Annotated in this window: 24 protein-coding genes; 12 read left to right on the top strand and 12 right to left on the bottom strand. The window is 71.8% G+C overall.

Annotation, left to right across the window (positions count from 1 at the left end; genetic code table 11):
• The first annotated feature begins 3 nt into the window (after positions 1 to 3).
• From OG885_RS31520 to OG885_RS31500, 5 genes are all read left to right on the top strand, one after another.
• On the top strand, positions 4 to 1,152 hold the full coding sequence (locus tag OG885_RS31520; protein WP_405737654.1) for an energy-coupling factor transporter transmembrane component T: 1,149 nt from the start codon (positions 4 to 6) through the stop codon (positions 1,150 to 1,152).
• Positions 1,149 to 2,909, top strand: a complete 1,761-nt coding sequence (locus tag OG885_RS31515) for an ABC transporter ATP-binding protein (protein ID WP_405737653.1) — start codon at positions 1,149 to 1,151, stop codon at positions 2,907 to 2,909. Before OG885_RS31520 ends, OG885_RS31515 begins: the two co-directional genes overlap by 4 nt.
• A complete protein-coding gene (locus OG885_RS31510; RefSeq protein WP_405737652.1) occupies positions 2,906 to 3,706 on the top strand; it encodes an ECF transporter S component in 801 nt (266 codons plus the stop codon). The genes OG885_RS31515 and OG885_RS31510 overlap by 4 nt, the downstream gene beginning before the upstream one ends.
• A 308-nt stretch (positions 3,707 to 4,014) precedes the next feature.
• On the top strand, positions 4,015 to 4,434 hold the full coding sequence (locus tag OG885_RS31505; protein ID WP_405737651.1) for a transglycosylase SLT domain-containing protein: 420 nt from the start codon (positions 4,015 to 4,017) through the stop codon (positions 4,432 to 4,434).
• Between the two features lie 119 nt (positions 4,435 to 4,553).
• The gene (locus tag OG885_RS31500; protein WP_405737650.1) at positions 4,554 to 5,210 is read left to right on the top strand and encodes a YoaK family protein; all 657 of its coding nucleotides are present in this window, start codon (positions 4,554 to 4,556) and stop codon (positions 5,208 to 5,210) included.
• 18 nt (positions 5,211 to 5,228) lie between these two features.
• Here OG885_RS31500 and OG885_RS31495 read toward each other — a convergent pair whose 3' ends face one another.
• From OG885_RS31495 to OG885_RS31485, 3 genes are all read right to left on the bottom strand, one after another.
• Positions 5,229 to 5,699, bottom strand: coding sequence for a pyridoxamine 5'-phosphate oxidase family protein (locus tag OG885_RS31495; RefSeq protein ID WP_405737649.1), 471 nt, complete (start codon positions 5,697 to 5,699; stop codon positions 5,229 to 5,231).
• Complete coding sequence (locus tag OG885_RS31490; protein WP_405737648.1) at positions 5,696 to 6,166, bottom strand: hypothetical protein; 471 nt, start codon at positions 6,164 to 6,166, stop codon at positions 5,696 to 5,698. Before OG885_RS31490 ends, OG885_RS31495 begins: the two co-directional genes overlap by 4 nt.
• Before the next feature lie 108 nt (positions 6,167 to 6,274).
• Positions 6,275 to 6,637, bottom strand: a complete 363-nt coding sequence (locus OG885_RS31485; RefSeq protein WP_405737647.1) for an ATP-binding protein — start codon at positions 6,635 to 6,637, stop codon at positions 6,275 to 6,277.
• Between the two features lie 110 nt (positions 6,638 to 6,747).
• Between OG885_RS31485 and OG885_RS31480 the strand changes: the two genes are divergently transcribed.
• Positions 6,748 to 7,575 (top strand): helix-turn-helix domain-containing protein, encoded by an 828-nt coding sequence (locus tag OG885_RS31480; protein WP_405737646.1) that lies wholly within the window; start codon positions 6,748 to 6,750, stop codon positions 7,573 to 7,575.
• A complete protein-coding gene (locus tag OG885_RS31475; RefSeq protein WP_405737645.1) occupies positions 7,556 to 7,741 on the top strand; it encodes a DUF397 domain-containing protein in 186 nt (61 codons plus the stop codon). The genes OG885_RS31480 and OG885_RS31475 overlap by 20 nt, the downstream gene beginning before the upstream one ends.
• Here OG885_RS31475 and OG885_RS31470 read toward each other — a convergent pair.
• Complete coding sequence (locus tag OG885_RS31470; RefSeq protein WP_405737644.1) at positions 7,725 to 8,894, bottom strand: steroid 3-ketoacyl-CoA thiolase; 1,170 nt, start codon at positions 8,892 to 8,894, stop codon at positions 7,725 to 7,727. The two genes, OG885_RS31475 and OG885_RS31470, sit on opposite strands and share 17 nt — an antisense overlap.
• Before the next feature lie 236 nt (positions 8,895 to 9,130).
• Here OG885_RS31470 and OG885_RS31465 point away from each other — a divergent pair, with 236 nt between their 5' ends.
• Positions 9,131 to 10,366 (top strand): cytochrome P450, encoded by a 1,236-nt coding sequence (locus tag OG885_RS31465; RefSeq protein ID WP_399965836.1) that lies wholly within the window; start codon positions 9,131 to 9,133, stop codon positions 10,364 to 10,366.
• A 79-nt stretch (positions 10,367 to 10,445) separates the two neighbouring features.
• Here OG885_RS31465 and OG885_RS31460 read toward each other — a convergent pair whose 3' ends face one another.
• The 4 genes from OG885_RS31460 to OG885_RS31445 form a co-directional block, all read right to left on the bottom strand.
• Entirely contained in the window at positions 10,446 to 11,591 is a 1,146-nt protein-coding gene (locus tag OG885_RS31460; protein WP_405737643.1) for a flavin-containing monooxygenase, read from the bottom strand.
• Positions 11,588 to 11,773: a tetratricopeptide repeat protein gene (locus tag OG885_RS31455; protein WP_405737642.1), complete on the bottom strand. Its 186-nt coding sequence runs from the start codon at positions 11,771 to 11,773 to the stop codon at positions 11,588 to 11,590. The genes OG885_RS31460 and OG885_RS31455 overlap by 4 nt, the downstream gene beginning before the upstream one ends.
• A 255-nt stretch (positions 11,774 to 12,028) precedes the next feature.
• The gene (locus OG885_RS31450; protein ID WP_405737641.1) at positions 12,029 to 13,681 is read right to left on the bottom strand and encodes a LuxR C-terminal-related transcriptional regulator; all 1,653 of its coding nucleotides are present in this window, start codon (positions 13,679 to 13,681) and stop codon (positions 12,029 to 12,031) included.
• A gap of 43 nt (positions 13,682 to 13,724) precedes the next feature.
• Positions 13,725 to 15,695, bottom strand: a complete 1,971-nt coding sequence (locus OG885_RS31445; protein ID WP_405742956.1) for a bifunctional glycosyltransferase 87/phosphatase PAP2 family protein — start codon at positions 15,693 to 15,695, stop codon at positions 13,725 to 13,727.
• 355 nt (positions 15,696 to 16,050) lie between these two features.
• On the opposite strand from OG885_RS31445, the gene OG885_RS31440 reads away from it, so the two are divergent.
• Complete coding sequence (locus OG885_RS31440; RefSeq protein ID WP_405737640.1) at positions 16,051 to 17,178, top strand: DUF2330 domain-containing protein; 1,128 nt, start codon at positions 16,051 to 16,053, stop codon at positions 17,176 to 17,178.
• Positions 17,179 to 17,232: 54 nt separating this feature from the next.
• Positions 17,233 to 17,904: an O-methyltransferase gene (locus OG885_RS31435; protein ID WP_405737639.1), complete on the top strand. Its 672-nt coding sequence runs from the start codon at positions 17,233 to 17,235 to the stop codon at positions 17,902 to 17,904.
• Positions 17,905 to 17,928: 24 nt separating this feature from the next.
• On the opposite strand, the gene OG885_RS31430 is transcribed toward OG885_RS31435, so the two are convergent.
• On the bottom strand, positions 17,929 to 18,321 hold the full coding sequence (locus OG885_RS31430; RefSeq protein WP_399965828.1) for a hypothetical protein: 393 nt from the start codon (positions 18,319 to 18,321) through the stop codon (positions 17,929 to 17,931).
• 103 nt (positions 18,322 to 18,424) lie between these two features.
• On the opposite strand from OG885_RS31430, the gene OG885_RS31425 reads away from it, so the two are divergent.
• The gene (locus OG885_RS31425; RefSeq protein WP_405737638.1) at positions 18,425 to 18,856 is read left to right on the top strand and encodes a DUF1992 domain-containing protein; all 432 of its coding nucleotides are present in this window, start codon (positions 18,425 to 18,427) and stop codon (positions 18,854 to 18,856) included.
• On the opposite strand, the gene OG885_RS31420 is transcribed toward OG885_RS31425, so the two are convergent.
• The 3 genes from OG885_RS31420 to OG885_RS31410 all read right to left on the bottom strand — a co-directional run bounded on the left by OG885_RS31420 (position 18,842) and on the right by OG885_RS31410 (position 22,821).
• Entirely contained in the window at positions 18,842 to 19,366 is a 525-nt protein-coding gene (locus OG885_RS31420) for a hypothetical protein (protein WP_405737637.1), read from the bottom strand. The genes OG885_RS31425 and OG885_RS31420 overlap by 15 nt on opposite strands.
• Before the next feature lie 5 nt (positions 19,367 to 19,371).
• Complete coding sequence (locus OG885_RS31415) at positions 19,372 to 20,016, bottom strand: hypothetical protein (RefSeq protein WP_405737636.1); 645 nt, start codon at positions 20,014 to 20,016, stop codon at positions 19,372 to 19,374.
• Between the two features lie 753 nt (positions 20,017 to 20,769).
• The gene (locus tag OG885_RS31410; protein WP_405737635.1) at positions 20,770 to 22,821 is read right to left on the bottom strand and encodes a DHA2 family efflux MFS transporter permease subunit; all 2,052 of its coding nucleotides are present in this window, start codon (positions 22,819 to 22,821) and stop codon (positions 20,770 to 20,772) included.
• A gap of 160 nt (positions 22,822 to 22,981) precedes the next feature.
• On the opposite strand from OG885_RS31410, the gene OG885_RS31405 reads away from it, so the two are divergent.
• Positions 22,982 to 23,935, top strand: a complete 954-nt coding sequence (locus OG885_RS31405) for a peptidoglycan-binding domain-containing protein (protein WP_405737634.1) — start codon at positions 22,982 to 22,984, stop codon at positions 23,933 to 23,935.
• Positions 23,936 to 24,147: the final 212 nt, after the last annotated feature.

The raw sequence follows: 24,147 nt of genomic DNA, 5'->3' as shown, positions 1-24,147 counted from the left end.
CGGGTGGGCGCAGGCGGCACCCCGCCGGCGCGGGCAAGCGAAACGCCCCCCACCTCAACCCCCACCCGCCGCACCCACAGCACCCCCCGCACCCCCCTCCACCCCGCCGCCTGGTGGCTCTGGTCCCTCTCCCTCGGCATCGCCGCCACCCGCACCACCAACCCCCTCCTCCTCACCCTCCTCATCGCCACGTCCGCCTACGTAGTGGCCGCCCGCCGCCCGAACACCCCCTGGGCCCGCTCCTACTCCTCCTTCGTCAAACTCGCCCTCGCCGTCCTCCTCATCCGCCTCACCTTCGCCGTCACCCTCGGCTCCCCCCTCCCCGGCACCCACACCCTCGTCACCCTCCCCGAAGTCCCCCTCCCGGACTGGGCCCAGGGCATCCGCCTCGGTGGCAAGGTCACCGCGGAGACCCTCACCTTCGCCTTCTACGACGGCCTGAAACTGGCCACCCTCCTCATCTGCGTAGGCGCCGCGAACGCCCTCGCCAGCCCCACCCGCCTCCTCAAGTCCCTCCCCGGCGCCCTGTACGAGATGGGCGTCGCCGTGGTCGTCGCCCTCACCTTCGCCCCGAACCTCATCGCCGACGTCCAGCGTCTGCGCGCCGCCCGTCGCCTCCGGGGCCGCCCCGACTCCGGCCTGCGCGGCCTCCTCCAGGTGGGCCTGCCCGTCCTCGAAGGCGCCCTGGAACGCTCCGTCGCCCTCGCCGCCGCGATGGACGCCCGCGGCTACGGCCGTACCGCCGACGTCCCGCCCCGCGTCCGCCGTACGACGAACACCCTCACCCTCGGCGGCCTGCTCGGCGTCTGCGCGGGAACGTACGGCCTGCTGACCGCCGAAGGCGGCACGTACGGCGTCCCCGTCCTCCTCGCCGGAGTGACCGCGGCGCTCGCCGGCCTCCGTCTGGGCGGCCGCCGCACGCCCCGCACCCGCTACCGCCCCGACCCCTGGGGCGCCCGCGCCTGGCTGGCGACCGCCTCCGGCGCGGCGGTGGCCGCGGCGCTCGCCTGGGCCTCCGTCCACGACCCCGCGGCCCTCCACCCCGGCGTCATCCCCCTGACCACCCCCACCCTCCCCCTCTACCCCGCGGCCGCGATCCTCCTCGGCCTGCTGCCCGCCTTCGTCACCCCGCCTCCCGAGGAGCCGTCGTGATCCGTTTCGAGGACGTCTCCGTCACCTACGACGGCGCGACCCAACCCACCGTCCAGGGCATCGACTTCGAGGTCCCCGAGGGCGAACTCGTCCTCCTCGTGGGCCCGTCCGGCACCGGCAAGTCCACGATCCTCAACTCCGTCAGCGGTCTCGTCCCGCACTTCACCGGCGGCACCCTGCGCGGCCGGGTCACCGTCGCCGGCCGCGACACCCGCACCCACAAGCCTCGCGAACTGGCCGACGTCGTGGGCACGGTGGGCCAGGACCCGCTCTCCCACTTCGTGACGGACACGGTCGAGGACGAACTGGCCTACGGCATGGAGTCGTTGGGCCTGCCACCGGACGTGATGCGCCGCCGCGTCGAGGAGACCCTCGACCTCCTCGGCCTCACCGACCTCCGCGCCCGCCCGATCTCCACCCTCTCCGGCGGCCAGCAGCAACGCGTCGCGATCGGCTCGGTCCTCACCCCCCACCCCCGGGCCCTGATCCTGGACGAACCCACCTCCGCCCTCGACCCCGCCGCCGCGGAGGAGGTCCTCGCGGTCCTCCAACGCCTGGTCCACGACCTGGGCACCACAGTCCTCATGGCCGAGCATCGCCTGGAGCGCGTCATCCAGTACGCCGACCGGATAGCCCTCCTGCCGGGCCCGGGCGCGCCCCTGCGCCTGGGCACCCCGGCCGAGATCATGGCCGTGTCCTCCGTGTATCCACCGGTGGTGGGCCTAGGCCGCCTGGCGGGTTGGACACCCCTGCCACTAACGGTGCGAGACGCGAGGCGACGGGCAGCAGACCTACGGAACCAACTAAACGCAGGCCAACCTGAGGTACCTCAGGGGCGCGGGGCTGTATCTGATGTGCGGCTACCGCCGCGTGGGCGCGACCAGCCACACACAACCCGCACCCGCCAACAACCCACACCCCCCACCCCCTCAGGCGCCCCCACCCCCCGCCGCTGGTTCAAACGCACCCCCACCCCGATCCCCCCATCCCCCCACGCCGCCGAAGTCCAAGCCCTCACAGTCCACCGCACCCCCATCCAGGCCCTGACCAACATCACCCTCACCCTCACCCCCGGCGAAACCCTCGCCCTCATGGGCAGAAACGGCGCCGGAAAGTCCACCCTCCTCAACACCCTCGTAGGCCTCATCGCCCCCACCTCCGGCACAGTCCGCACTGGCGGAGCCATCCCCCACCGCACCCCACCCCGCGACCTCATCCGCCGAGTGGGCCTGGTCCCCCAGGAACCGAGGGACCTCCTCTACGCGGACACCGTCGCCGCCGAATGCGAGGCCGCCGACTCCGACGCGAGCGCAGCGCCCGGCACCTGCCGCGCCCTCGTCACCGACCTCCTCCCCGAGATGACCGGTGTCACCGACGACACCCACCCCCGCGACCTCTCCGAGGGCCAGCGCCTCACCGTCGCCCTCGCCGTCGTCCTCACCGCCCGCCCCCCGCTCCTCCTCCTGGACGAACCCACCCGCGGCCTCGACTACGCAGCGAAGGCCCGCCTGGCAGCCGTACTCAGGACACTGGCCGCCGAGGGCCACGCCATCGTCCTCGCCACCCACGACGTGGAGCTCGCCGCCGAGATCGCCGACCGTGTCGTCCTGCTCGCGGACGGCGAGATCATCGCGGACGGCCCGGCGGCGGACGTGGTCGTCGCGTCCCCCTCCTTCGCCCCGCAGGTCAGCAAGATCCTCGCCCCGCAGAAGTGGCTCACCGTGGCCCAGGTGAGGAAGGCCCTCGAACGCCCGTGAACGTCATCCGCCTCGGCCCCCGCTCCCTCGCCGCCCTCGTCCTCGTCAGCGCGGTGGGGGTCGTCGCCCTCGGCTGGCCCTTCCTCGCCCCGCCCCGCTCCCAGGTCAACGCGCACGCGGCCGACGCGCCCTGGCTCTTCGCCGGGCTGCTCATCCTGCTCGTGGTCGTGGTCGCGGCGACGATCTCGGAGTCGGGCCTCGGCCCGAAGGCGGTCGCGATGCTCGGCGTGCTCGCGGCGACCGGCGCCGCGCTCCGTCCGCTCGGCGCCGGAACCGCCGGTATCGAGCCCATGTTCTTCCTGATGGTGCTCAGCGGCCGGGTCCTCGGTCCCGGCTTCGGCTTCACCCTCGGCGGGGTGTCGATGTTCGCGTCGGCGCTGCTCACGGGCGGGGTGGGGCCGTGGCTGCCGTTCCAGATGCTCGCGATGGGCTGGTTCGCGATGGGCGCGGGGCTGCTGCCCGGCGCGCGACGCCTGCGCGGACGTACGGAACTCGCGCTGCTCGCGGCATACGGCTTCCTCGCCGCGTTCGCCTACGGCACGCTCACCAACCTCGCGGGCTGGCCGTTCCTCGCCGGGACCGCCTCGAACATCGCCTTCCAGCCGGACGGCTCGGTCCCCGGCAATCTGGCCCGCTTCTTCCTCTACTGTCTGGCCACCTCACTGGGCTGGGACCTGGGCCGGGCCCTGTGCACGGTCGTCCTCACCTTCACGCTCGGCCCGGCCGTGCTCAGGGCGCTACGCAGAGCCACCCGACGGGCCGCCTTCGAGAGCGCGGTCACATTCGAACCCCGTTGATCGGTGAACCACCCCACATGACCCACATCACGAACTAACCACCCTAGTAGTACATATCGGACGCCATGCCCATGCCATAACGGCCTCTGACCTGCGCATTGAGAGCCAGCTCACACGGACCCCTCCCGCCCCGGATACGACCACCACTAGCAAAAGGGGTCATTGCGGACGGGCTTCAAGCCTGTTTCTCTGGACAACGTCGCACGGCGCCGACAAGCCCACGGGCCTCGGCGCCGACGCATGTACCGGATGCCTGGCGCAACCGGCACAGGCCGCGACAGACCACGTCCCCGAAGAAAAGGTTCTCCGTGTCCGTCTCCCGCATCGTTCGCCGCATCGCTTCCCCGAAGAAGGCCATCACCACCGCTGCGATGGCCGCCGCCACCGCCGGTCTGGTGCTGACCGCGGCGCCCGCTCAGGCGGCCACGACCGACTCGGCCGCCCAGGCCAAGTCCATCGCTCACAAGATGATCCCGAACTCCGCCCAGTACTCCGCGTTCAGCCACATCGTCGAGCACGAGAGCGGCTGGGACGTCAACGCCACCAACGCCTCCTCCGGCGCCTACGGCCTGGTCCAGGCCCTGCCGGGCTCCAAGATGGCCACCGCCGGCTCGGACTGGAAGACCAGCGCCCAGACCCAGATCAAGTGGGGCCTCGACTACATGAACTCCCGCTACGGCAGCCCGTCCGGCGCCTGGGCGTTCTGGCAGGCCAACGGCTGGTACTGAGCCGAGCGACAGACGACAGACGACTGACCGCAGACGCACGAAGGCGGCGACCCCCGTTCCCGGGGGTCGCCGCCTTCGTAGTACGACGATCCCGGCGCCCCGCGTGGTCCACTGACCCGGTGAGCACGGATCCCCAGCCCGACCGCGGCCTGCGCCTCGTACCCGTACTGCTCGTCCTGACCTTGGTCAGCGGGCTCATCGACGCCGTCAGCTATCTCGGCCTCGGCCATGTCTTCACCGCGAACATGACCGGCAACGTGGTGGTACTGGGCTTCGCCGCCGCCGGCGCACCGGGCTTCTCCGTCCCCCACACCCTGACCTCCCTGCTCGCGTTCGTGATCGGCGCGGCGACCGGCGGCCGTATCGCCCAGCGCCTCGGCCGGGGCCCGCGCCGCACCTGGGTCCGCCGCACCCTCGCCGCCGAGGCGCTGCTGCTGGCCGCCTCGACCGTCGTCGCCCTCGCCGCCCCCGACGACACCGCCACCGTCTACACCCTCATCGCCGTCACGGCCTTCGCGATGGGCCTGCGCAACGCGACCGTCCGCAAACTGGGCGTCGCCGACCTCACCACCACCGTCCTGACGATGACCCTGACGGGCCTGGCCGCCGACGGTCCAGGAACGCGCCGGGTACGCCGTACCGCCGCGGTCGGCGCGATGATCGCCGGCGCGGCGCTGGGCGCGTGGCTGGTCCGCGACCACGGGCTGGGCATCCCGCTGCTGGTGTCGACGGTGCTGGTGGGAGTGCTGGCGGTGACGGCGTCGGGGCGGGAGTAGCGCCGGACCCGGCCGCGCTCAGGCGAGCCGCACCGGCACCCGGTGGTCCGGCCTGCCGTCCTTGGCCAGCATCCAGTGCGCGTCCGCCACCGCCCGGTACAACCGCATACCGGAGTCGCCGCGCACGTCCTCGACGGTCCAGACGCGCCCTCCGTGCCGGACGGACCGGCGCGAGAAGACGTCGAGACCCGGCGCCGCGTCCCCCTCCGCCACGACCCCGGCGACGGCGGACAGGTACACCCCCTGCCCGGTCCCGATCGCCGCCGACGAGTCGAAGACGACGATCCCCACCTCGGGCCGCACCGCGATGTTGCGCGAGTGGGTGGCCTCCGGCGAGGACACCCAGAAGAACTCCCGATACCCCTCGTGCGCGAAGTACACGGGCGTGCTCCACGGCCGCCCGTCCGCGTCGGCCGTCGCCAGCACCAGATACCGACCACCGTCGACGATGCCCCGCCCGACCTCGCCGTCCGCCTCCACCTCCGTCACCGCGCACCCCTGCGATAGACCAGCCCGAAGTCCCGCTCCCATGGCGCCGACGCGTCCTTCGCCCGCTCCCAGACCCCCTGGACCACCCCGTCCCCGACCCGCCCCACGAACCGCTGCCGGAAGGGCAACGGCGAGAAGTCCGCCGTCTCCCGCAGCAGCGTCCACTCCTCGCCGTCGAAGGTCATCGCGTACGTCCGTACGACACCGCGCGAGTCGAAGTAGTGGTAGGTGTACGCCCCCGACTCCGGATCGACGGCGATCACCGCCATGCTGTCGGGCGCCCCGGCGACGGGAATCCGGGTGCGCTGCACCAGGAACCGTCCGTCCAGATCCCAGGCGAACGTACTGCGCGCGGTGGGACCGTCCGGATCCGCGCGGTCCGGGTCAGCGAAGTCCGCCTCCACCACCCACTCCCCGACCAGGACCCCGAGCCGCTCCCGCGCTTCCTGCCATGCCGCTCCACCCACGGTGGACACCTCCTCGTGCCGGACGACAGTGCTGACCGCGAGTCCGGAGGAAACTCATCGGCGGCCCTGACGGCGGCGGGCAGGCGGCTGCCGCCCAGGGCGGTCGAGTCAGGCGACCCCACACTCGAACCACACGGTCTTCCCACCCCCGGCCGCCCCCGCCACCCCCCACTTGTCCGCGACCGCCCCCAGCAGCACCAGCCCCCGCCCGCCCTCCGCGTCGGCCGTCAACGCCCCGCACACGACGGGCCGTTGGGGATACGAGTCCGTCACCTCGACCCGGACTCCCGCGGTTCTCAGTACGACCACCTCGCACCGCCGGTCCGGAACATGCCGTACGACATTGGTGACCAGCTCGGTCACGCCCAGCTCCACGGCGTCGACCAGCTCGGCCAGTTCCCACTCGGCGAGCAGCGAGCGGACGATGCGGCGGATGTGCCGGACCGAGTGCTCGCCGACGGTGATGCGCATGCGGTAGTGCGTGGTGGGGGGAAAGTATGTGTTCACGGGACGAGCCTGAACTGCCGCGACTACGCTGGGCTACAGGCCGGATACAACCCGTTCTGGAGTGGGGGCTCTTCGTGACGCACATCAACGTCCTTGACCCGGGAGCCTCGCCGCTCGACTACTACGGCTACGAGCTCCGGCGGCTGCGGGAAGCGGCGGGACTGAGCCAGAAACAGCTCGGGGAGATTCTCAACTACACCGGCTCCCTCATCGGCCAGATCGAGACGGCGAGGAAGGTCCCGACCCCGGAGTTCAGCGAACGGGCGGACGCGGCGCTGGGTTCCGACGGGCTGCTGTCCCGGCTCGTGGAGCTGGTCCTGCGGAGCCAACTCCCGGCGTGGTTCAGGCAGGTGGCGGAGCTTGAAGCGCGGGCGACGGAGATCTGCACGTTCCAGGCCACGATGATCCACGGCCTCCTCCAGACCCACGCCTACGCGCGCGCCACTCTCGGCACACTGGACCAGGCCGACCTCGACGACCGCACCGCCGTGCGACTGGCTCGTCAACGCATCTTCGACAAGCCGGAATCGCCCGTCTTCTGGACCGTGATCACCGAGGCCGCGCTCTACCAGGAGATTGGCGGCGGGGAAACGATGCGCGGCCAACTGGCCCACCTGTTGGACTTCGAGGACAACCTCCGGATCAACATCCAGGTGCTGCCGTTCTCGGCCGGAGCGCACACGGGACTGACAGGCTCGTTCAACCTCTACCGCTTCGCGAGCGACCCGACCATCGTCTACACGGAGGGGTACGGCAGCGGACATCCGTCCGCGAACCCGGACACGGTCAAGGACTGCTCACTCCGTTACGATCATCTGCGAGCCGCCGCTCTGTCCATCAAGGACTCGGCGGAGTTGATCCGGAGCACGATGGAGGACCGCTATGGAGAGCAAGTGGCGTAAGTCCAGCTACAGCAGCGACCAGGGCGGCGATTGCGTCGAGGTCGCCGAAGGCACCGCCGCCACCATCGCCGTCCGCGACTCCAAGAACCCGGCGGGACCGATCCTCACCCTCGACCCCGCCGCGTTCACGAGCTTCGTCAACTGGGCGTCTACAGACGCTGGATGATCGTGCCGGTGGCGAGTCCGCCGCCCGCGCACATCGTGATCAGGGCGAACTCCTTGTCCAGGCGCTCCAGTTCATGAAGGGCCGTGGTGATGAGCCGCGCCCCGGTCGCGCCCACCGGATGACCGAGGGCGATCGCACCACCGTTGACGTTGACCTTCTCCAGGTCCTGCTCGAAGACCTGGGCCCAGCTCAACACCACCGACGCGAACGCCTCGTTGATCTCCACGAGATCGATGTCCCTCAGTGACATCCCGGCCTTGCCCAGCACCGCCTTGGTCGCGTCGATGGGCCCGTCGAGGTGGAAGTGCGGATCGGCGCCGACCAGTGCCTGGGCGACGATCCGGGCCCTCGGCCGGAGCTTCAGCGCCCGCGCCATGCGCTTCGAGGCCCACATGATGGCGGACGCCCCGTCGCTGATCTGGGACGAGTTGCCCGCCGTGTGGACGGCGGTCGGCATGACCGGCTTCAGTCCGGCCAGCGCTTCCATGGACGTGTCGCGCAGCCCCTCGTCCCGGTCGACCAGCCGCCACATGCCCTGTCCGGCATGCTGCTCGTCCTCGGTGGTCGGGACCTGGACGGCGAACGTCTCGCGTTTGAAGCGCTCCTCGCTCCAGGCGACGGCGGCCCGTTCCTGTGAGATCAGCCCGAGCGCGTCGACGTTCTCGCGGGTCAGTCCGCGATGCCGGGCGATCCGCTCCGCGGCCTCGAACTGGTTGGGGAGATCCACGTTCCACTCGTCCGGGAACGGCTTCCCCGGACCGTGCTTCGAACCCGACCCCAGCGGCACCCTGGACATCGCCTCGACGCCGCAGGAGATCCCGACGTCGATGACGCCCGCCGCGATGAGGTTGGCCGTCATGTGCGAGGCCTGCTGCGAGGAGCCGCACTGACAGTCGACCGTCGTCGCGGCCGTCTCGTACGGCAGGCCCATGGTCAGCCAGGCCGTGCGCGCGGGGTTCATGGACTGCTCGCCGGCGTGGGTCACGGTGCCGCCGACGATCTGCTCGACGCAGTCGGCGGGGATGCCGGTGCGGCCGAGGAGTTCACGGTAGGTCTCGCCCAGCAGATAGGCGGGGTGGAGGTTGGCGAGCGCGCCACCGCGCCTGCCGATGGGGGTGCGTACGGCTTCGACGATCACGGGTTCCGCGGCCATCTAAGGAGTTCCTCTCCTTGCGTACCCGCGCGGCGCGGGGGCGTCCCGGCCCGGCCCGCCACGCGGAACTAGTACGTGTTCTAGTTCCACGTGCAGTCTGCTGACAGGGACTCCATCGCCGCAAGAGTCGTGCACGCCTCTTGCTACTTCTAGAACCCGTTACTACGTTCACCGGACAACCTGATGGACCGTCAGAAGACCGCCGAGCAAGGCTGGAACACGGCTGGAGCTGCCCCATGACCTGTCCAGAGCTCCCCGACGGGTTCGACCTCACCGACCCCGATCTGCTGCAACAGCGCGTTCCGCTGCCGGAGTTCGCCGAACTGCGCCGGGTGGAACCGGTCCGCTGGATCCCCCAGGCGGGCAACATCGCCGGTTTCCAGGACGAGGGCTACTGGGCGGTGACCCGGCACGCGGACGTCAAGTACGTCTCCACCCACCCCGAGCTCTTCTCCTCCACCCTCAACACGGCGATCATCCGCTTCAACGAGCACATCGAGCGCGACGCCATCGACGCCCAGCGCCTGATCCTGCTCAACATGGACCCGCCGGAGCACACCCGGGTCCGCAGCATCGTCCAGCGTGTGTTCACCCCGCGCGCCATCCGCGCCCTGGAGGACAACCTCCGCGCCCGTGCCACCGCCATCGCGGCGAACGCCCGCCAACACCCCGGCTCCTTCGACTTCGTCACCGAGGTCGCCTGCGAACTGCCCCTCCAGGCCATCGCCGAACTCATCGGCATCCCGCAGGACGACCGGGCCAAGATCTTCGACTGGTCCAACAAGATGATCTCGTACGACGATCCCGAGTACGCGATCACCGAGGAGGTCGGCCAGCAGTCGGCGATGGAGCTCATCGCCTTCGCGATGAACATGGCGGCCGACCGCAAGCAGTGCCCGGCGAAGGACATCGTGACGACTCTGGTCGCGGCCGAGGACGAAGGCAACCTGAACTCCGACGAGTTCGGCTTCTTCGTGCTGATGCTGGCGGTGGCCGGCAACGAGACCACCCGCAACGCCATCACCCACGGCATGCACGCCTTCCTCACCCACCCCGACCAGTGGGAGCGGTACAAGGCGGAGCGTCCGTCGACCGCGGCGGAGGAGATCGTCCGCTGGGCCACCCCGGTCAACTCCTTCCAGCGCACCGCCACCCAGGACACCGAGCTGGGCGGCAAGCTGATCAGGAAGGGCGACCGGGTCGGCATCTTCTACGCCTCCGCCAACCACGACCCCGAGGTCTTCACCGACCCCGACACCTTCGACATCACCCGCGACCCCAACCCCCACCTCGGTTTCGGGGGCGGCGGCCCGCACTACTGCCTGGGCAAGTCGCTCGCGGTCCTGGAGATCGACCTGATCTTCAACGCGATCGCCGACGCGATGCCGAACCTGACCCTGACGGGCGACCCGCGCCGCCTGCGCTCGGCATGGATCAACGGCGTCAAGGAACTCCAGGTCAGCATGGTCTGACCCGGAACCGGGCCCGGGTCGGCGGCTTCCCGGCGCCGCCGGCCCGTCCGGACCCGGGGGAGGCGGGAGCATCCGTCCCTCACGCCCCGTTCCTGCCTCCCCCGAGGCGTACCGCGTCCGGCGCGACAGCCGGGGGCACGGCCGTCGGCCGGGCGCTGAGGTGCCGGACGACATGCTCGGCGTCCCGGCCCACGCCCTGGACCATCGACGAGGCCATGGCGTACTGGAAGAGCCGCCCCACGAAGTACAGCCCGGGTTGCGAGGGCACCACCCCGCGCCGCTGCGCCGGTTCACCGTCCTCGCCGTCGAAGACCGGCAGGTCGATCCAGGAGGTGTCCGGCCGGAAGCCCGTGCACCACAGCACGTTCGCCACCTCCGCCCGCCGCCCGTCCGCGAGTTCCGGCAGCCCGTCACGCACCCCGACGACCCGGTCCACCCGCTCGACGCCCGCCGCCTTCAGATCGGCGGCCTTCACCCGGATCAGCGGGGCGCTGTGCGCGAGCACCTTCGGCCGCAGCCTGCGGCCCATCGGAGTGCGGACGGTCAGCACGTGCCGGAAGAGGAAGAACAGCACCGGCGTCAGCACCCGCGAGGCCCGCCGCTCGATCCGCCACGGGATCTGCCCCGGATGCGGCCCGGACAGCAGCACCCGACGGCTCGCCGCCAGCTCGACGGCGATGTCAGCCCCCGAGTTCCCCGCCCCGACGATCAGCACCGGACCGTCCTGCAACTGCCCCGGGCCGCGATAGTCGACGGCGTGCAACTGCGTGACGCCCGGGTCGAGCTCACCGGCGTACGCGGGCATCTTGGACAGCCGGTCGTATCCGGCGGCGACGACCACGTTCTCGGCCTCGTACCGCGTCTCGCCGTCCGTCTCCACGACGTACCGCGTGCCGTCGTACGACAGCCGCCGCACCCGGATACCCGTCCGCACCGGGAGTTCCGCCCATCCGGCGTAGGCCTGAAGGTAGTCGGCGAATTCGTCCCGCGTGGGGAACGCCCAGGCGGGTCCCGGGTAGGGCAGTCCGGGCAGGCCGTCGAAGCGGGCCGGGCTGAACAGCCGCAGGGAGTCCCAGCGTGCGCGCCAGCTGTCGCCGACACGCTCCCCGGCCTCCAGGATCACGAACGACCGTCCGGCGCGGGCCAGGTGGTACCCCGTGGCGAGTCCGGCCTGGCCACCGCCGATGACCACGGTCTCGATACGTTCGGTGAGTTCGGTGTTCATGCCAGCTCCTCGGTTGTGGTGCGCTCGGCCTCGTAGATCTCCACGGCCTGCCGCAACAGCCGCTCGGCCTCGGCGAGTTCACCGCGCAGCCGCAACAGGGTGCCCAGCTCGGCAGCGCTGTCGGCGTACCTCAGCCGGGCCGTTCGCAGCTGTTCGCGGAGGGTGAGCGCGTCGTCGGACACACTTCGATGCTGGCGGCGCGGGGCAGGGACCCGCATCGACAGCAATGCCCATTCGGTGGGCCGGGGGTATGGGTATTCCTAGGTCGTGTCCGCAAAGTCCCGTCGTCCGCCCGGAGGGCGGGCCGGGCGGCGTCAGGTGCGTGCTCTCGGCGTGCCGGGCACGAACCCGCGTACTGGTTGTACGTGGGTTTGTGCCCGGTGCGGCGAGAGGGCGTGCATGGCGGCTCCCGGCAGGCGGGACTTCGCGGACACGGCCTAGGCGCCCGGAGTCCGCACCAGCCCGTGCTCGTAGGCGTACGCGGCGACGGCGGTACGGGAGCCGAGGTCGAGCTTGGCGAAGATGTTGCTGACGTGCCGGGCGACGGTCTTCTCGCTGAGGACGAGTTCCGCGGCGATGGCGTGATTGGTGCGGCCCTGCGCGACGAGCCGTACGACATCGAGTTCCCGGGGCGAGAGGACGGACCGCCGCTCCCCGCCCCGGAGCCCCTCGACCCGCCGTACGTCCGGTGCCGCCCCGAGCCGCGCGAAGATCTGCCCGGCCGCGTCCAGCTCGAGTGCCGCGCAGTCCTCGTCCCCGAGCGCCCGGCAGGCCAGCGCGACGAGCACCCCGACCCTGGCCGCCTCGTAGGGCACGTCCAGCTCCCGCCACCCCCGCCCGGCCTCCCGCAGCACCCCGAGCGCCTCCCCCGCGGCCCCCTGCGCGAGCAGCACGGCACCGCGGGCCTGGCGGGCCATGGCGTGCAGCGCGGCGATGCTCTGGGCACCGGCGACGGCGGCGAGTTCGTCGGCGGCCCGGAGCGCCTCCTCGGGAACCTCACCGTCCCGGTCGGCCAGCAGGATCTCCACCGCCGCGGGCAGCAGCCGCGCCCGCCGCATCGGGTCCGTCGTCTCCGCGAGCGCTCGGCGGATCGCCGCCGCGGCCGGGGCGGGCCGGTCCTGGGCCAGTCTGAGCAGGGCGAGCCCTGGTTGGGTGTCCCAGCCGTGCCGCAGGGTGTCGCGGTAGGCCTGCTCGGCCTCGGTGTGGGCGCCGCGCAGCCGGTGGAGTTCGGCCAGCTGGTAGAAGGCGCTGCCCGCGGCGCTCTCGCCGTAACCGGCGGTGAGCTGGGCGCAGGCCAGCCGCGCCTCCCGGTCGGCCTCCGGCCAGGCGCCGCCGAGTTGGAGGAGCGCGGCCCGGTGCACCCGGCACAGTCCCCGGTAGGCGCCGCTGAAGTCGGGCTGGGCCGCGCACCACCGGGCGAGCGCCTTGGCCCACTCCTGGGCGCGGCGCAGTTCCTGGAGCTCCTGGCAGGTGCCGATGACGACGCAGTACGTCATGCCGATGGACCGCGCCGAGGGCGCCCCCTCGGCGACGACGACCATCGCCTCGTCGAGCTGGGCGAGCCCGGCGGCGACCTCGCCGTTGCTCACCAGGGCGAGGCCGAGCGTCATCGCCGTACCGGCCACGAGGTCGGGGTCCGCGTCGGGTCCGGTGGTCGTGGCGAGGCGGCGGGCGAGGGTGAGCATCTCGGCGGGTTCACCGGCGCGGAAGTGCAGTTCGGCTTCCAGCATCGTCAGATAGCCGCGGCTCGGGCAGTCGGGTTCCGTGGCCGCGAGGCGCTGTGCGCGGGCCAGCCAGGCACCGGACTGGGCGAGGTCCCCGCCCCAGGCCAGGCCCTTGCAGAGCCAGTAGGCGCACCGCAGCGCGGCCCCGACCTCGCCGGTCCCGGCGTACGCCGTGAAGGCCCGCCGCAGCAGCGCCACCGCGTCGTCGCCCCGGCCGAGCATGTCGGCGGCCTCGGCGAGCGCCTCGACGTCGGCGGCGTCGAGCGGTCGTACCGTGTCGGCCTTGCCGAGCAGCGCGTACGCCTCCGCCCAGGCCTGCCGTCGACAGGCCTGGCGTCCCCGGTCCAGCTCCGCGTCCGCGTCCATTGGCGCCTCCGCCCCCCATTGCACCCCCGCGGGGGTACGGCTGTCACCCGCTCCCGGAGGCGCGCGCCAACACGGGTTTCGCATCGGCCGCCGCGTTCTTCACCAGCCGCGCCCTGGGCCCCTGGAGGAGATACGACAGCCCGAAGCCCGCGCTCACCACCACCGCGCCGCCGACCGCGTCCAGCACCCAGTGGTTGCCGGTGGCCACGATCGCCGTGACGGTGAAGAACGGGTGCAGCAGCCCCAGTGCCTTCATCCACCACCTCGGCGCGACGATCGCGATGACGACCCCGCACCACAGGGACCAGCCGAAGTGCAGCGAGGGCATCGCCGCGTACTGGTTGGTGAGGGCGGTGAGGGTGCCGTAGTCGGGCTTGGAGAAGTCCTGGACGCCGTGGACCGTGTCGATGACGCCGAGGGACGGCATGAGGCGGGGCGGGGCGAGCGGGTAGAGCCAGAAGCCGACGAGGGCGAGGAGGGTGGCGAAGCCGAGGGAGGCGCGGGCCCAGCGGTAGTCGACGGGGCGGCGCCAGTAGAGGACGCCGAGGACCGTCAGCGGGACGACGAAGTGGAAGGACTCGTAATAGAAGTCGAAGAAGTTCCGCAGCCAGTCGACCTTGACGACCGCGTGGTTCGCCCAGTGCTCGATGTCGATGTGCAGCCACCGCTCCAGGTCCAGGACCTGCTGTCCGTGCTCCTCGGCCCGCGCCCGGCCCTCGGAGTTGGTGCCGCCCGTCGCCGCGAGCCGCACCTTCTGGTACGCGGCGTAGGTGACACGAATAAGCAGCAACTCAAGGAGCAGGTTGGGACGCGTCAGCACCCGCTTCAGGAACGGCAGCAGCGGCACCCGCCGGAAGCGGGCGGCGACCGGCTCGGCGTACTCCGTCGGGACCGGCGTCCGGTAGTAGGGCGAGGTCCGGGACAGGAACGGCACGAGCGTCGCCGCGGCCAGCGCCGCCAGCAGGACGACGTTGTCGCGCAGCGGGTAGAGCGAGGCCATGTTCGGCAGGATCATCTTCGCGGGCAGCGTCATCACCAGCACCACCGCGACCGGCCACACATACCGGTCCGAGGCCCGCTTGCCGACCCTGCCCACGACCGCCAGCAGCACCCACAGCAGCTGGTGCTGCCAGGCCATCGGGGCCACGAGGATCGCCGCGCAGCCGGTGACCGCCACCGCCAGCAGCAGCTGCCCGTCGCGGGCGTAGCGCACGGCCCGCCCGAGGGCGAGCGCCGCCACCGCCGCGCCCAGCGCGAGAAACAGCCCGACCTCGGCCGGCCCGGCGAATCCGGCCCTCAGCAGCGCCCCGTGCAGCGACTGGTTGGCGAGATCGTCGGCGTCACCGCCGAGTCCCGTGCCCGCCATGTGGTGGACCCAGTAGGTGTACGAGTCGTGCGGCAGCGCCGCCCACGCCAGTGCCGTGCTCGCCGCGAACGTGGCCCCGGTGGCCAGCGCGGCCCGCCGCCGCCCGGTGAACCACAGCAGCCCGGCGAAGAGCAGCACGGTCGGTTGGAGCGCCGCGGCCAGGCCGATGAGCACGCCGCTCGCCCGCTGCCCGCGTACGACGAAGCAGCCGACCAGCACCAGCAGCACCGGCATGATGCTGGTCTGCCCGAGATACAGGGTGTTGCGGACCGGCAGGGACAGCATCAGCAGGCTGATCGCGACCGGCGCGGCGAAGAAGGACGTACGTCTGTTCACCGGATGAGGCAGCGCCCGCGCGACGACAAGACCGAGCGCGACCACCAGAAGCAGCGTTCCGAAGGTCCATCCCCAGCCGAGGGCCTGCTCGGCCGCCTTGGTCAGCGGTTTGAGGACGAGTCCGCCGAAAGGCGTGCCCGTGAACTCCGTCGAGTCGTACAGCGAACCCTTCACATGGAGGACCCCGTCGGGACCGACCCAGGTCTCCAGATCCGTCAGCCGCTCCCCGCTGGGGGTACTGAGGACGACGGCGACCTGGCGGACGGCGAGTATGGCGGCGACCACCCACAGCAGGAATCTGGCCACGCGCATCCGGGCTCTGGCCGTGTCCACGGCCGTCGCTCCGAACGCTTCCGCCGGTCCTCCACTGGGGTTGGTGTTCACCACGCGCCCAGGCCTCCCGCCCAGTTCGTCCCTCACGTCCGATACGTGAGGTCTGTCGTGCGCACCTTATGAGGCGCGCACCGCCCCCCGGAGAAGAGACGCAGGGGGTTCCGCTTTGCCTGACACCCGTCCCGCGTTTGTCCGAATGACGATAGTCCGCACCATCTCGCACCGCCTCGCTGAGCGCGCAGTGGATCACTTACGTAGCTACAAGACGCGGACCCGTATGCTCCGCGTAACCGTCTGAAGGCCCGGCGAGCGTGCAGCGGAGGGTTTGGGGGGAATGATCGAATTCCTGAGAGGCCGGGCGCGCCGACGCCTGCTCGCGGTCGTCCTGGCGTTACTCGCCACCCAGGTGGGTTCCCTGGTCGCCCCCGCGTACGCCTGCGGGTGCGGCGCCATGATCCCGGACACCGCCCGGCGGGTCGGCGTGGCGCGCGAGGTGTCGGTGGTGCGCTGGGACGGCGGCCGGGAGCGGATCGTGATGCGGCTGACGGTCGACGGCGACAGCGACCGCGCCGCCTGGATCATGCCGGTCCCGCACCGCGCGGACGTGGAGCTGGGCGATCCGGCCCTCTTCGACGAGCTGGACGCCGCCACCGCGCCCGTGCACCGCACCCGGTACCACTTCTGGCCGCAGGACGGCGACTGGCCGCTGGTCTCCGGCGGCGGCCGGGACGCGGGCGCGCCCCCGCCCGGCGTCGGCAGGGCGCCCGGTGTGGGCGTGGTGGGCCGCCAGAAGCTGGGCCCCTTCGACGTGGCCCGCCTGACCGCCACCGACCCGGACGCCCTCGGCGACTGGCTGAGCGCCAACGGCTTCAGCCTCCCGCCCCGTCTGAGCGGCGCCCTCCAGCCCTATGTGGAGCGCCGCTGGGAGTACGTGGCGATCCGCCTGGCCCCGGACACCACCGGCACCGCCCTCCAGGGCACCCTGGACCCGCTGAGCCTGTCCTTCGCGGCCGACGAGCCCGTCTACCCGATGCGCCTGTCCCGCCTGGCACGGACGCCCCAGTCGCTGGGCCTGTACGTGCTGGCCGCCCACCGCATGGAACCGACGTCCCGCATCGGCGGCTCCCGCCCCCGGGTCACCTTCGCCGGCCGGATCACGCCCCGGCGCGGCAGCCCCCTGGCCGAGCTGACCGCGGGCACCCCGTTCCTGACGGCGATCGGCCAGGAGTTCCCGTCCCCGAACCTGATCGACGCCGACCACACCCTGCGCCGGACCGCCGCGGACACCGCCTTCCAGCAGGTGATCTACGAGGACCGGCTCCGCACCCTCGCCGGCCTCCCGGCCTGGCTGCTGACCCTCGCCGGCACCCTGGCCGCGCTCACCGCGACGGTGGCCCTGTTCGTCGTACGACGCTCCCGGCGCCCGGCAGGACCACTCGCCGACGACCCGGCCGACCCGTAGCCTCGGTCAGGGCATCTGCCGATCGGCACCGACCACCCGTACGAATGAGGTCGCATGAGCGAGTCGCAGCGCTGGGAAGCCGTGGACGCCTACTTCGCCACCCGCCTCGCACCCGACGACGAGGCACTGACCGCCACCCTGCGCGAGAGCGAGGCGGCCGGGCTCCCGCAGATCGCCGTCTCCGCCCCGCAGGGCAAGCTGCTCCAGCTCCTGGCCCACATCCAGGGCGCCCGGCGGATCCTGGAGATCGGCACCCTGGGCGGCTACAGCACCATCTGGCTGGCCCGCGCCCTGCCCGCCGACGGCCGACTGGTCTCCCTGGAGTACAGCCCGCGGCACGCCGAGGTCGCCGCGGGGAACATCGCCCGGGCCGGCCTGGACAAGCTCGTGGAGATCCGCGTGGGGGCGGCCCTCGACTCGCTCCCCCTCCTGGCCGACGAGCACCCGGCACCCTTCGACCTGGTCTTCATCGACGCGGACAAGGCGAACAACCCGCACTACGTGGAGTGGGCCCTGAAACTGACCCGCGTGGGCAGCCTGATCATCGTGGACAACGTCGTACGCGGCGGCCGGGTCGCCGACCAGAACGACACCACCCCCGACGTCACCGGCACCCGCGCCGCCCTCGAACTCCTCGGCTCACACCCCCGCGTGAGCGCCACGGCCATCCAGACGGTGGGGGCGAAGGGCTACGACGGCTTCGCGCTGGCGCGCGTGGAGTCGTAGCCCCCGGCAGAGCCAGCCCCGCGCTCAGACCTCGTGATAGAAGCCGACGTTGACGCTGCGCGGCGCGGTGCGGTCCACGACGACGATCTCGCCGCTGCCGCCGCGGGGCAGCGCCACGGTCCCCCCGTAGACCAGCGGCTGGGCGTACTCCCCGACGGTCAGCCGCACCTCGCTCGACGGCTCGGCCTGCGACCCGCGCAGCCACGTCACCTGCCAGGTCCCCTCCGGCCCGCACAGGAACTCCAGATGCACCCGGGAGACGAACAGCCAGTCGTCGGGCGTCGCCAGTCGGCACACGGACTGGTCACGGCCCACCCGCAGCAGCGCGCCCGGCTCGCTGGGCGCGTCGGCCATGAGCATGCCGGCCGTGGCACCCTCCTCCGCCGCGGAGACGGCGGCCATGGTGAGTTCGAGCACGTGCGCTCCCTTTGCAGTTCCTGAACCGTTCCTGAGCAAGTGTGCTTGCACAGCGGCCGCATGATAAATCGCCCGGCCCCATCGCGTCCGGCACAATGGACTCATGACCGAGCGAAAGCCACCCGGCGTCCCGTTCGAGTCCTGGGTCGACAAACAGATCCGAGACGCGCAGGGCCGCGGCGACTTCGACCGACTCCCCGGCGCGGGCGAGCCGTTGCCACCGGAGCTGGACACGCCCTACGACGAACTCTGGTGGATCAGACGCAAGATGGCCCGCGAGGGCCTGTCCGCACTCCCCCCGTCCCTGGCCCTGCGCAAAGAGGCCGAGGACACCCTGGCCGCCGCCCGCACGGCCCCTTCCGAACACACGGTCCGCAAACTGATCACCGACGTCAACGTCAAGATCCGCGCCATGATGTACATGCCACCGCCCGGCCCTCCGCTGGGTCTGAAGCCGTACGACGTCGAAGAGGTCGTACGCCAGTGGCGGGAGCGCCGGGCGGAGTCGAGCCGCGCGGAGTCAGAGTCGCAGTAGCCGCTCCGTGAGCTCGCGATAGTCCCGCAGGGCCAGCCGAAGCTGCTCGGTGTCACCCGCGCCGCCGTCGCCCGCCATGGGGCCGTCCGTGTGCTGGGCGCCCTGCCAGGACTGCCGCAGGGTGCGCCGCCGCTGCGCCATGGCGTCCGTGAACCGCGAGGCGACCTCTTCGAGCACATGGTCGGCTTCCTCTACGGCGGCCCGGGGCCCGTCGACGAACCCGGTCATGGCGTGCTGCAACTGCCCGGAGAGCTTGTCGCACTGCTCGTCGCCGAGCAGCTTGCCCTCATGGGCCTCACGCCCCGCAGTGTCATGACTCGCGACCAGGGGAGCCTTCTCCCGCCCCGTGTCCAAGCCACGCCCGTCGTCCAGGCCACGCCCCTTGCCCAGGCCGCGCCCGTCGTCCAGGCCACGCCCCTCGCCCTCATGCCCGGCCACGAGGGGCGACCCGTCCCCCTGGCCCCGCTGCGGGACGCTCTCGGCGCCCCGACCGCTCATGGCATCCGTCATGCCTCTCAACTCCCCTTCGCCTGACGCCGGGTGAACGTCCACGGCTGATGGCCGTGACCGTCATTGCGTACGGTCCGATGACCGGCCGCCTCACGCCGCCCACCGGCTCCCACCAACTCCTCGAACAGGGCCCGGGCCTCGACCATGGCCTCGCGCATCTCCTCGGTGCCGCCCCGCGCACCGTCCTCCGTGCCGCCGCGCGTATGAGCCGCGCGGTGCACACGCCGGTAGCCGTGCACATGGTTCGCGTGATGCACGGACAGGGCGGCGAGCTGCTCCTCGTACTGCCCCCCATCAGGGAACCCGCGGGCTCCGGCCACCTCTGCGAGCAGCCGGTCCGCCTCGTCCACCGCCTCCCGGGGCGACTCGACGAACCGCTCCTGGGCGGCCGCCCACCGGGCCTCGTACTCCTGCCGCTGCGCGGGCTCCAGGTCCCGCTCACGCAGCGACCCGTGCTTGTCGACCCGCTCGGCGAGCTCGCGCTCGGCTGCCTGCGAGTCCCCGTCATGCCGGGCGACGACCCGGTCGTACTCGGGCCCGAAGCGACGCTTCAGGTCCCGTCCACCGGGCTTGCGCCGGGCCAGGACGACCGCCACCACGACGACGGCCGCCACGATCACGATCAGAGCGATGATCACGCCAGTTGTCATAAACCCCGAGTAGCCCCACCCACGCCCCTCAAACAGCCACCGCACCCGAGAGACAGCCCCCAGCGCCCGTCCCCTCGCCTGCGGGCGCGTCGTGGCCACTCGCGCAGTTCCCCGCGCCCCCATCCCCCCGCCTGCGGGTGCGTCGTGGCCGTTCGCGCAGTTCCCCGCGCCCCTGGGGGAGCCACCCGCACCGGCGTGCGAAGCGAAGGAAGAACCCGCACCCCCGTCGCCCGGCTGCGGGTCCGCCGTGGCCGCTCGCGCAGTTCCCCGCGCCCCTGGGGGAGCCACCCGCACCGGCATACGAACCCAAGGGAACACCCACGCCCCCATCCCCCCGCCTGCGGGCACGTCGTGGCCGTTCGCGCAGTTCCCCGCGCCCCTGGGCAAGCCATCCGCACCGGCGTACGAAGCCAAGTGAACAGTCGCGCCCCCATCCCTCCGCCTGCGGGTGCGTCGTGGCCGGCCGCGCAATTCCCCGCGCCCCTGAGGGGCACGAAGCGCACCGGCGTTCGATGTGTACCCCCGCGGCGCGGCGGCCGCGTTCGGACGTGAGGGGTCGTGTCGGGGGGTGTCCGCCCGCAGCGGTTGGCGCGTCAGCACGGGTGCCCCTTGTAGAGGACCGATTTCGCGCCGTTCCGAGGACGGACACCCCCCGGCGCGGCCCCGACCCACGACGAAACCGCCCGCGGCCCGCCACGACGCACAACGCACAACGCGCCGAATCGAACCGAACCGAATCGCGCCCGCGGGGGATCAGCCGCCCCCAGCCACCGCCGCCGCCCCGCTCTGCGGCTGCTCTCGGTCCGAGCCGCACAGTTCCGTGGTCAACTCGCCCACCAGCTGGACCAGATCGGTCGGCCGGTCAGCCCCCCACCAGTCGCCCAGCAGCTCCGCCAACGACTCCTCCCGAGCCGCCGCGAGCCGCTCCGCGACCGCCACCCCCTCCGCGGTCAGCACCAGGTCCACCCCCGACCGCACCGCCAGCCGCCGCTCCTCCACCTGCCGGGCCGCGGCGATGACGACCTGCAACGGGACAGAACTCCCCGCGGCGAGCGCCCCCGGCTCCACCGACCCGTACTTGTTGATCCGCAGCAGCAGCCAACTCGCCCCGGGCAACAGGTCGTACCCCGCCCGATCAGTGATCGTCCGATAGATCTCCCGCCGCCCCTCGCGCGTCCCGAGGACCGACAACGCCCGGCACACCTCGTCGTAAGAGGACCGTTCCACCGGATTGCTGGCCAGCGTCTCCGTCACGTCCGGCGCGGTGACGGACGCCCGCAGCCGGTCCTCCTTGAGGAACCAGGCCAGCACGAACCCCAACAGGGCCACAGGCGCCGCGTACAGGAAGACATCCGTGATCGACGAGGCGTACGCGTGCAGCGCCGCCGGCCGCAGCGCCGCCGGCAGATTCGCGATGTCCCGCGGATCGGCCTCCAGCCCCTCCACGGTCACCCCACCCGGCAACTGCCCCCCGGCGAACGCGTCCGCCAGCTTGTCCCCGAGCCGGTTGGTGAACACCGTGCCGAAGATGGCGACCCCGAACGACGCCCCGATCGACCGGAAGAACGTCGCCCCGGACGTGGCCACGCCGAGGTCCTCGTACGACACCGCGTTCTGCACGATGAGCACCAGCACCTGCATGACCAGCCCGAGCCCCAGCCCGAACACGAAGAAGTAGCTGCTCATGACCCAGGTGGAACTGCCCTCGTCGAGCCGGTGGAGCAGCAGCAGCCCGATCGTGGTGACCGCGGTGCCCGCGATCGGGAACACCTTCCAGCGACCGGTGCGGCTGACGATCTGCCCGGACGCGGTCGACGACAGCAGCAGCCCGAACACCATGGGCAGCATGTGCACACCGGACATGGTCGGCGAGACGCCCTGCACGACCTGAAGGAACGTGGGCAGATAGGTCATGGCGCCGAACATGGCGAACCCGACGACAAAGCTGATCACCGCGGACAAGGCGAACGTCCGGATGCGGAACAGCTTCAACGGCAGCACAGGCTCCACGGCCCGCCGCTCCACCGCCACGAAGGCAACACCCAGCACGACCCCGAGCACGGCCAGCCCGATGATCTGCGGCGACCCCCACCCCCACGTGGTGCCACCGAGGGACGCGACGAGCACGAGACACGTGGCGACCGAGGCGATCAGGAACGTCCCCAGATAGTCGATGACATGGTGGGTCGCCTTGCGCGGAATCCGCAGCACGGCGGCGATGACGGCAAGCGCGACCACACCCACCGGAAGGTTGACGTAGAACACCCACCGCCAGCTCAGATGCTCGGTGAACACCCCGCCCAGCAGCGGCCCGAGCACACTCGTCGCCCCGAACACCGCACCGAACAGCCCTTGGTAGCGCCCGCGTTCCCGCGGCGGCACGAGGTCGCCGACGATGGCCATGGACAGCACCATCAGTCCACCGCCCCCGAGCCCCTGAAGCGCCCGGAACGCGATGAGTTGAGGCATGTTCTGCGCCATCCCGCACAGCGCCGACCCGATCAGAAAGATCACGATCGCGGTCTGGAACAGCCTCTTGCGCCCGTACTGGTCGCCGAGTTTGCCCCACAGGGGGGTCGCGGCCGTGGAGGCGAGCAGATACGCGGTGACGACCCACGACAGATGCTCCAGGCCGCCCAGGTCGCTGACGATGGTCGGCAGCGCCGTCGACACGATCGTCTGGTCCAGCGCGGCAAGCAGCATCCCGAGAAGCAACGCCCCGATCGACACGAGGACGTTCCCGGGCACGTGCTCCTCTCGCGCGTCCCGCACATCTCCCGTCATAGCGTCCGCATCCGCGGCCATGAAGACCTCCCGTGAGACTCGTTACGACTCCATCGTGGTCGGTGTGACCACTTATGGCCTGTCGAGTCCTGTTGGAAGCCGTTATTCCGGGGGTTGGCGGGAGACGGGTGTGAAGAAGGTCTGCATAATCTCTGGAGTTCGCGAGGGGAGGGACGAACACATGACGGAGTCGAAGGGCCACCTGTGCCCGGAGTGCGGGGCACCCAGGGGGGCCGACAACACCCCGTCCTGCGGGTGCACACGGCGGGCGTCCGACGCCCTGCGCGACGCGCGCGAGGCGGAACAGGCGGCGGCGGAGGACTTCGATCCGCTGCGCATACGTCCGTACGTCGACCTGGACGGCGAGACCCCCGAGGCCCCCGCCCCCACCCTCGCCGGGCCCCCCGACGCGACGATGCAGCTGCGCCCGGTATCCGTGCCACCCCCGCCCAGCACCACGGACCTGAGCCTCTTCGAGAACGCTCCGCCGCACGAGGGCACCCCCACCGAGCCGCGCCCCCGTAACCGCACACCCCACCGCCGCACCCTGATCGTGGCCTCGGCCGCCGCCCTCGTGGCGGTGATCGCGGCGGCCGGCCTGGCGAGCGGCCTGCTCTCGTACGACTCTCCGCAGCGCGACACCGCGCTCCCCGAGGGGATCAGGGCGAGCATCCCGGACGCGTCGACCAGCTCGGCGCAGGCGTCCCCGTCGACCAGCACGGCATCGGCCGGGCCGACCTCGGCGTCCCCGTCCGCGAGCGCGAGCGCGTCAAGGTCCGCGTCCCCGTCGCCGTCCCGCTCCAGCGCCTCCCCGACCCCGTCGTCACCCTCCGAGAAGCCCACGGCGACCACGACAAGCGCCGCCCCCACCGACACGGCGGACAACTCCAGCACCTCCCGGGAGAGCACCCCGCCCGTACTGCGCCGGGGCTCCCAGGGCGACGAGGTGGTGGAACTGGAGCTGCGCCTGACCCAGCTGAACCTCTATCCGAGGAAGGCGAGCGGCCACTACAACGAGGGCGTCGAGGACGCGGTCACCCGCTACCAGTGGGCGCGGGGCATCCAGGTGACGGAGTACGGCGTCTACGACCTGGCGACCAGGGAAATGCTGGAGTCGGAAACAACAGAGCCGTAACACCCGACCTCCGGCCCCAGCCCCGCCACACGCCCCAAAGCCAAACCACCCGCCCCCCGACCCAAAGCAAAACCACCCGACCCCCGACCCAAAGCCAAACCCCCCGACCCCCGACCCCCGACCCCCGACCCTCAGCCCTCAGCGCTCACCCCCCCCAGCCCTCAGCCCTCAGCCCTCAACCCCGGCGCAAGGCCGAACCACCCGCCCCCCGG

Source organism: Streptomyces sp. NBC_00028 (assembly GCF_045041065.1).
Lineage (GTDB): Bacteria > Actinomycetota > Actinomycetes > Streptomycetales > Streptomycetaceae > Streptomyces.
The sequence above is the reverse complement of the archived record's forward strand: the minus strand, read 5'-3'. Positions and strand labels throughout refer to the sequence as shown.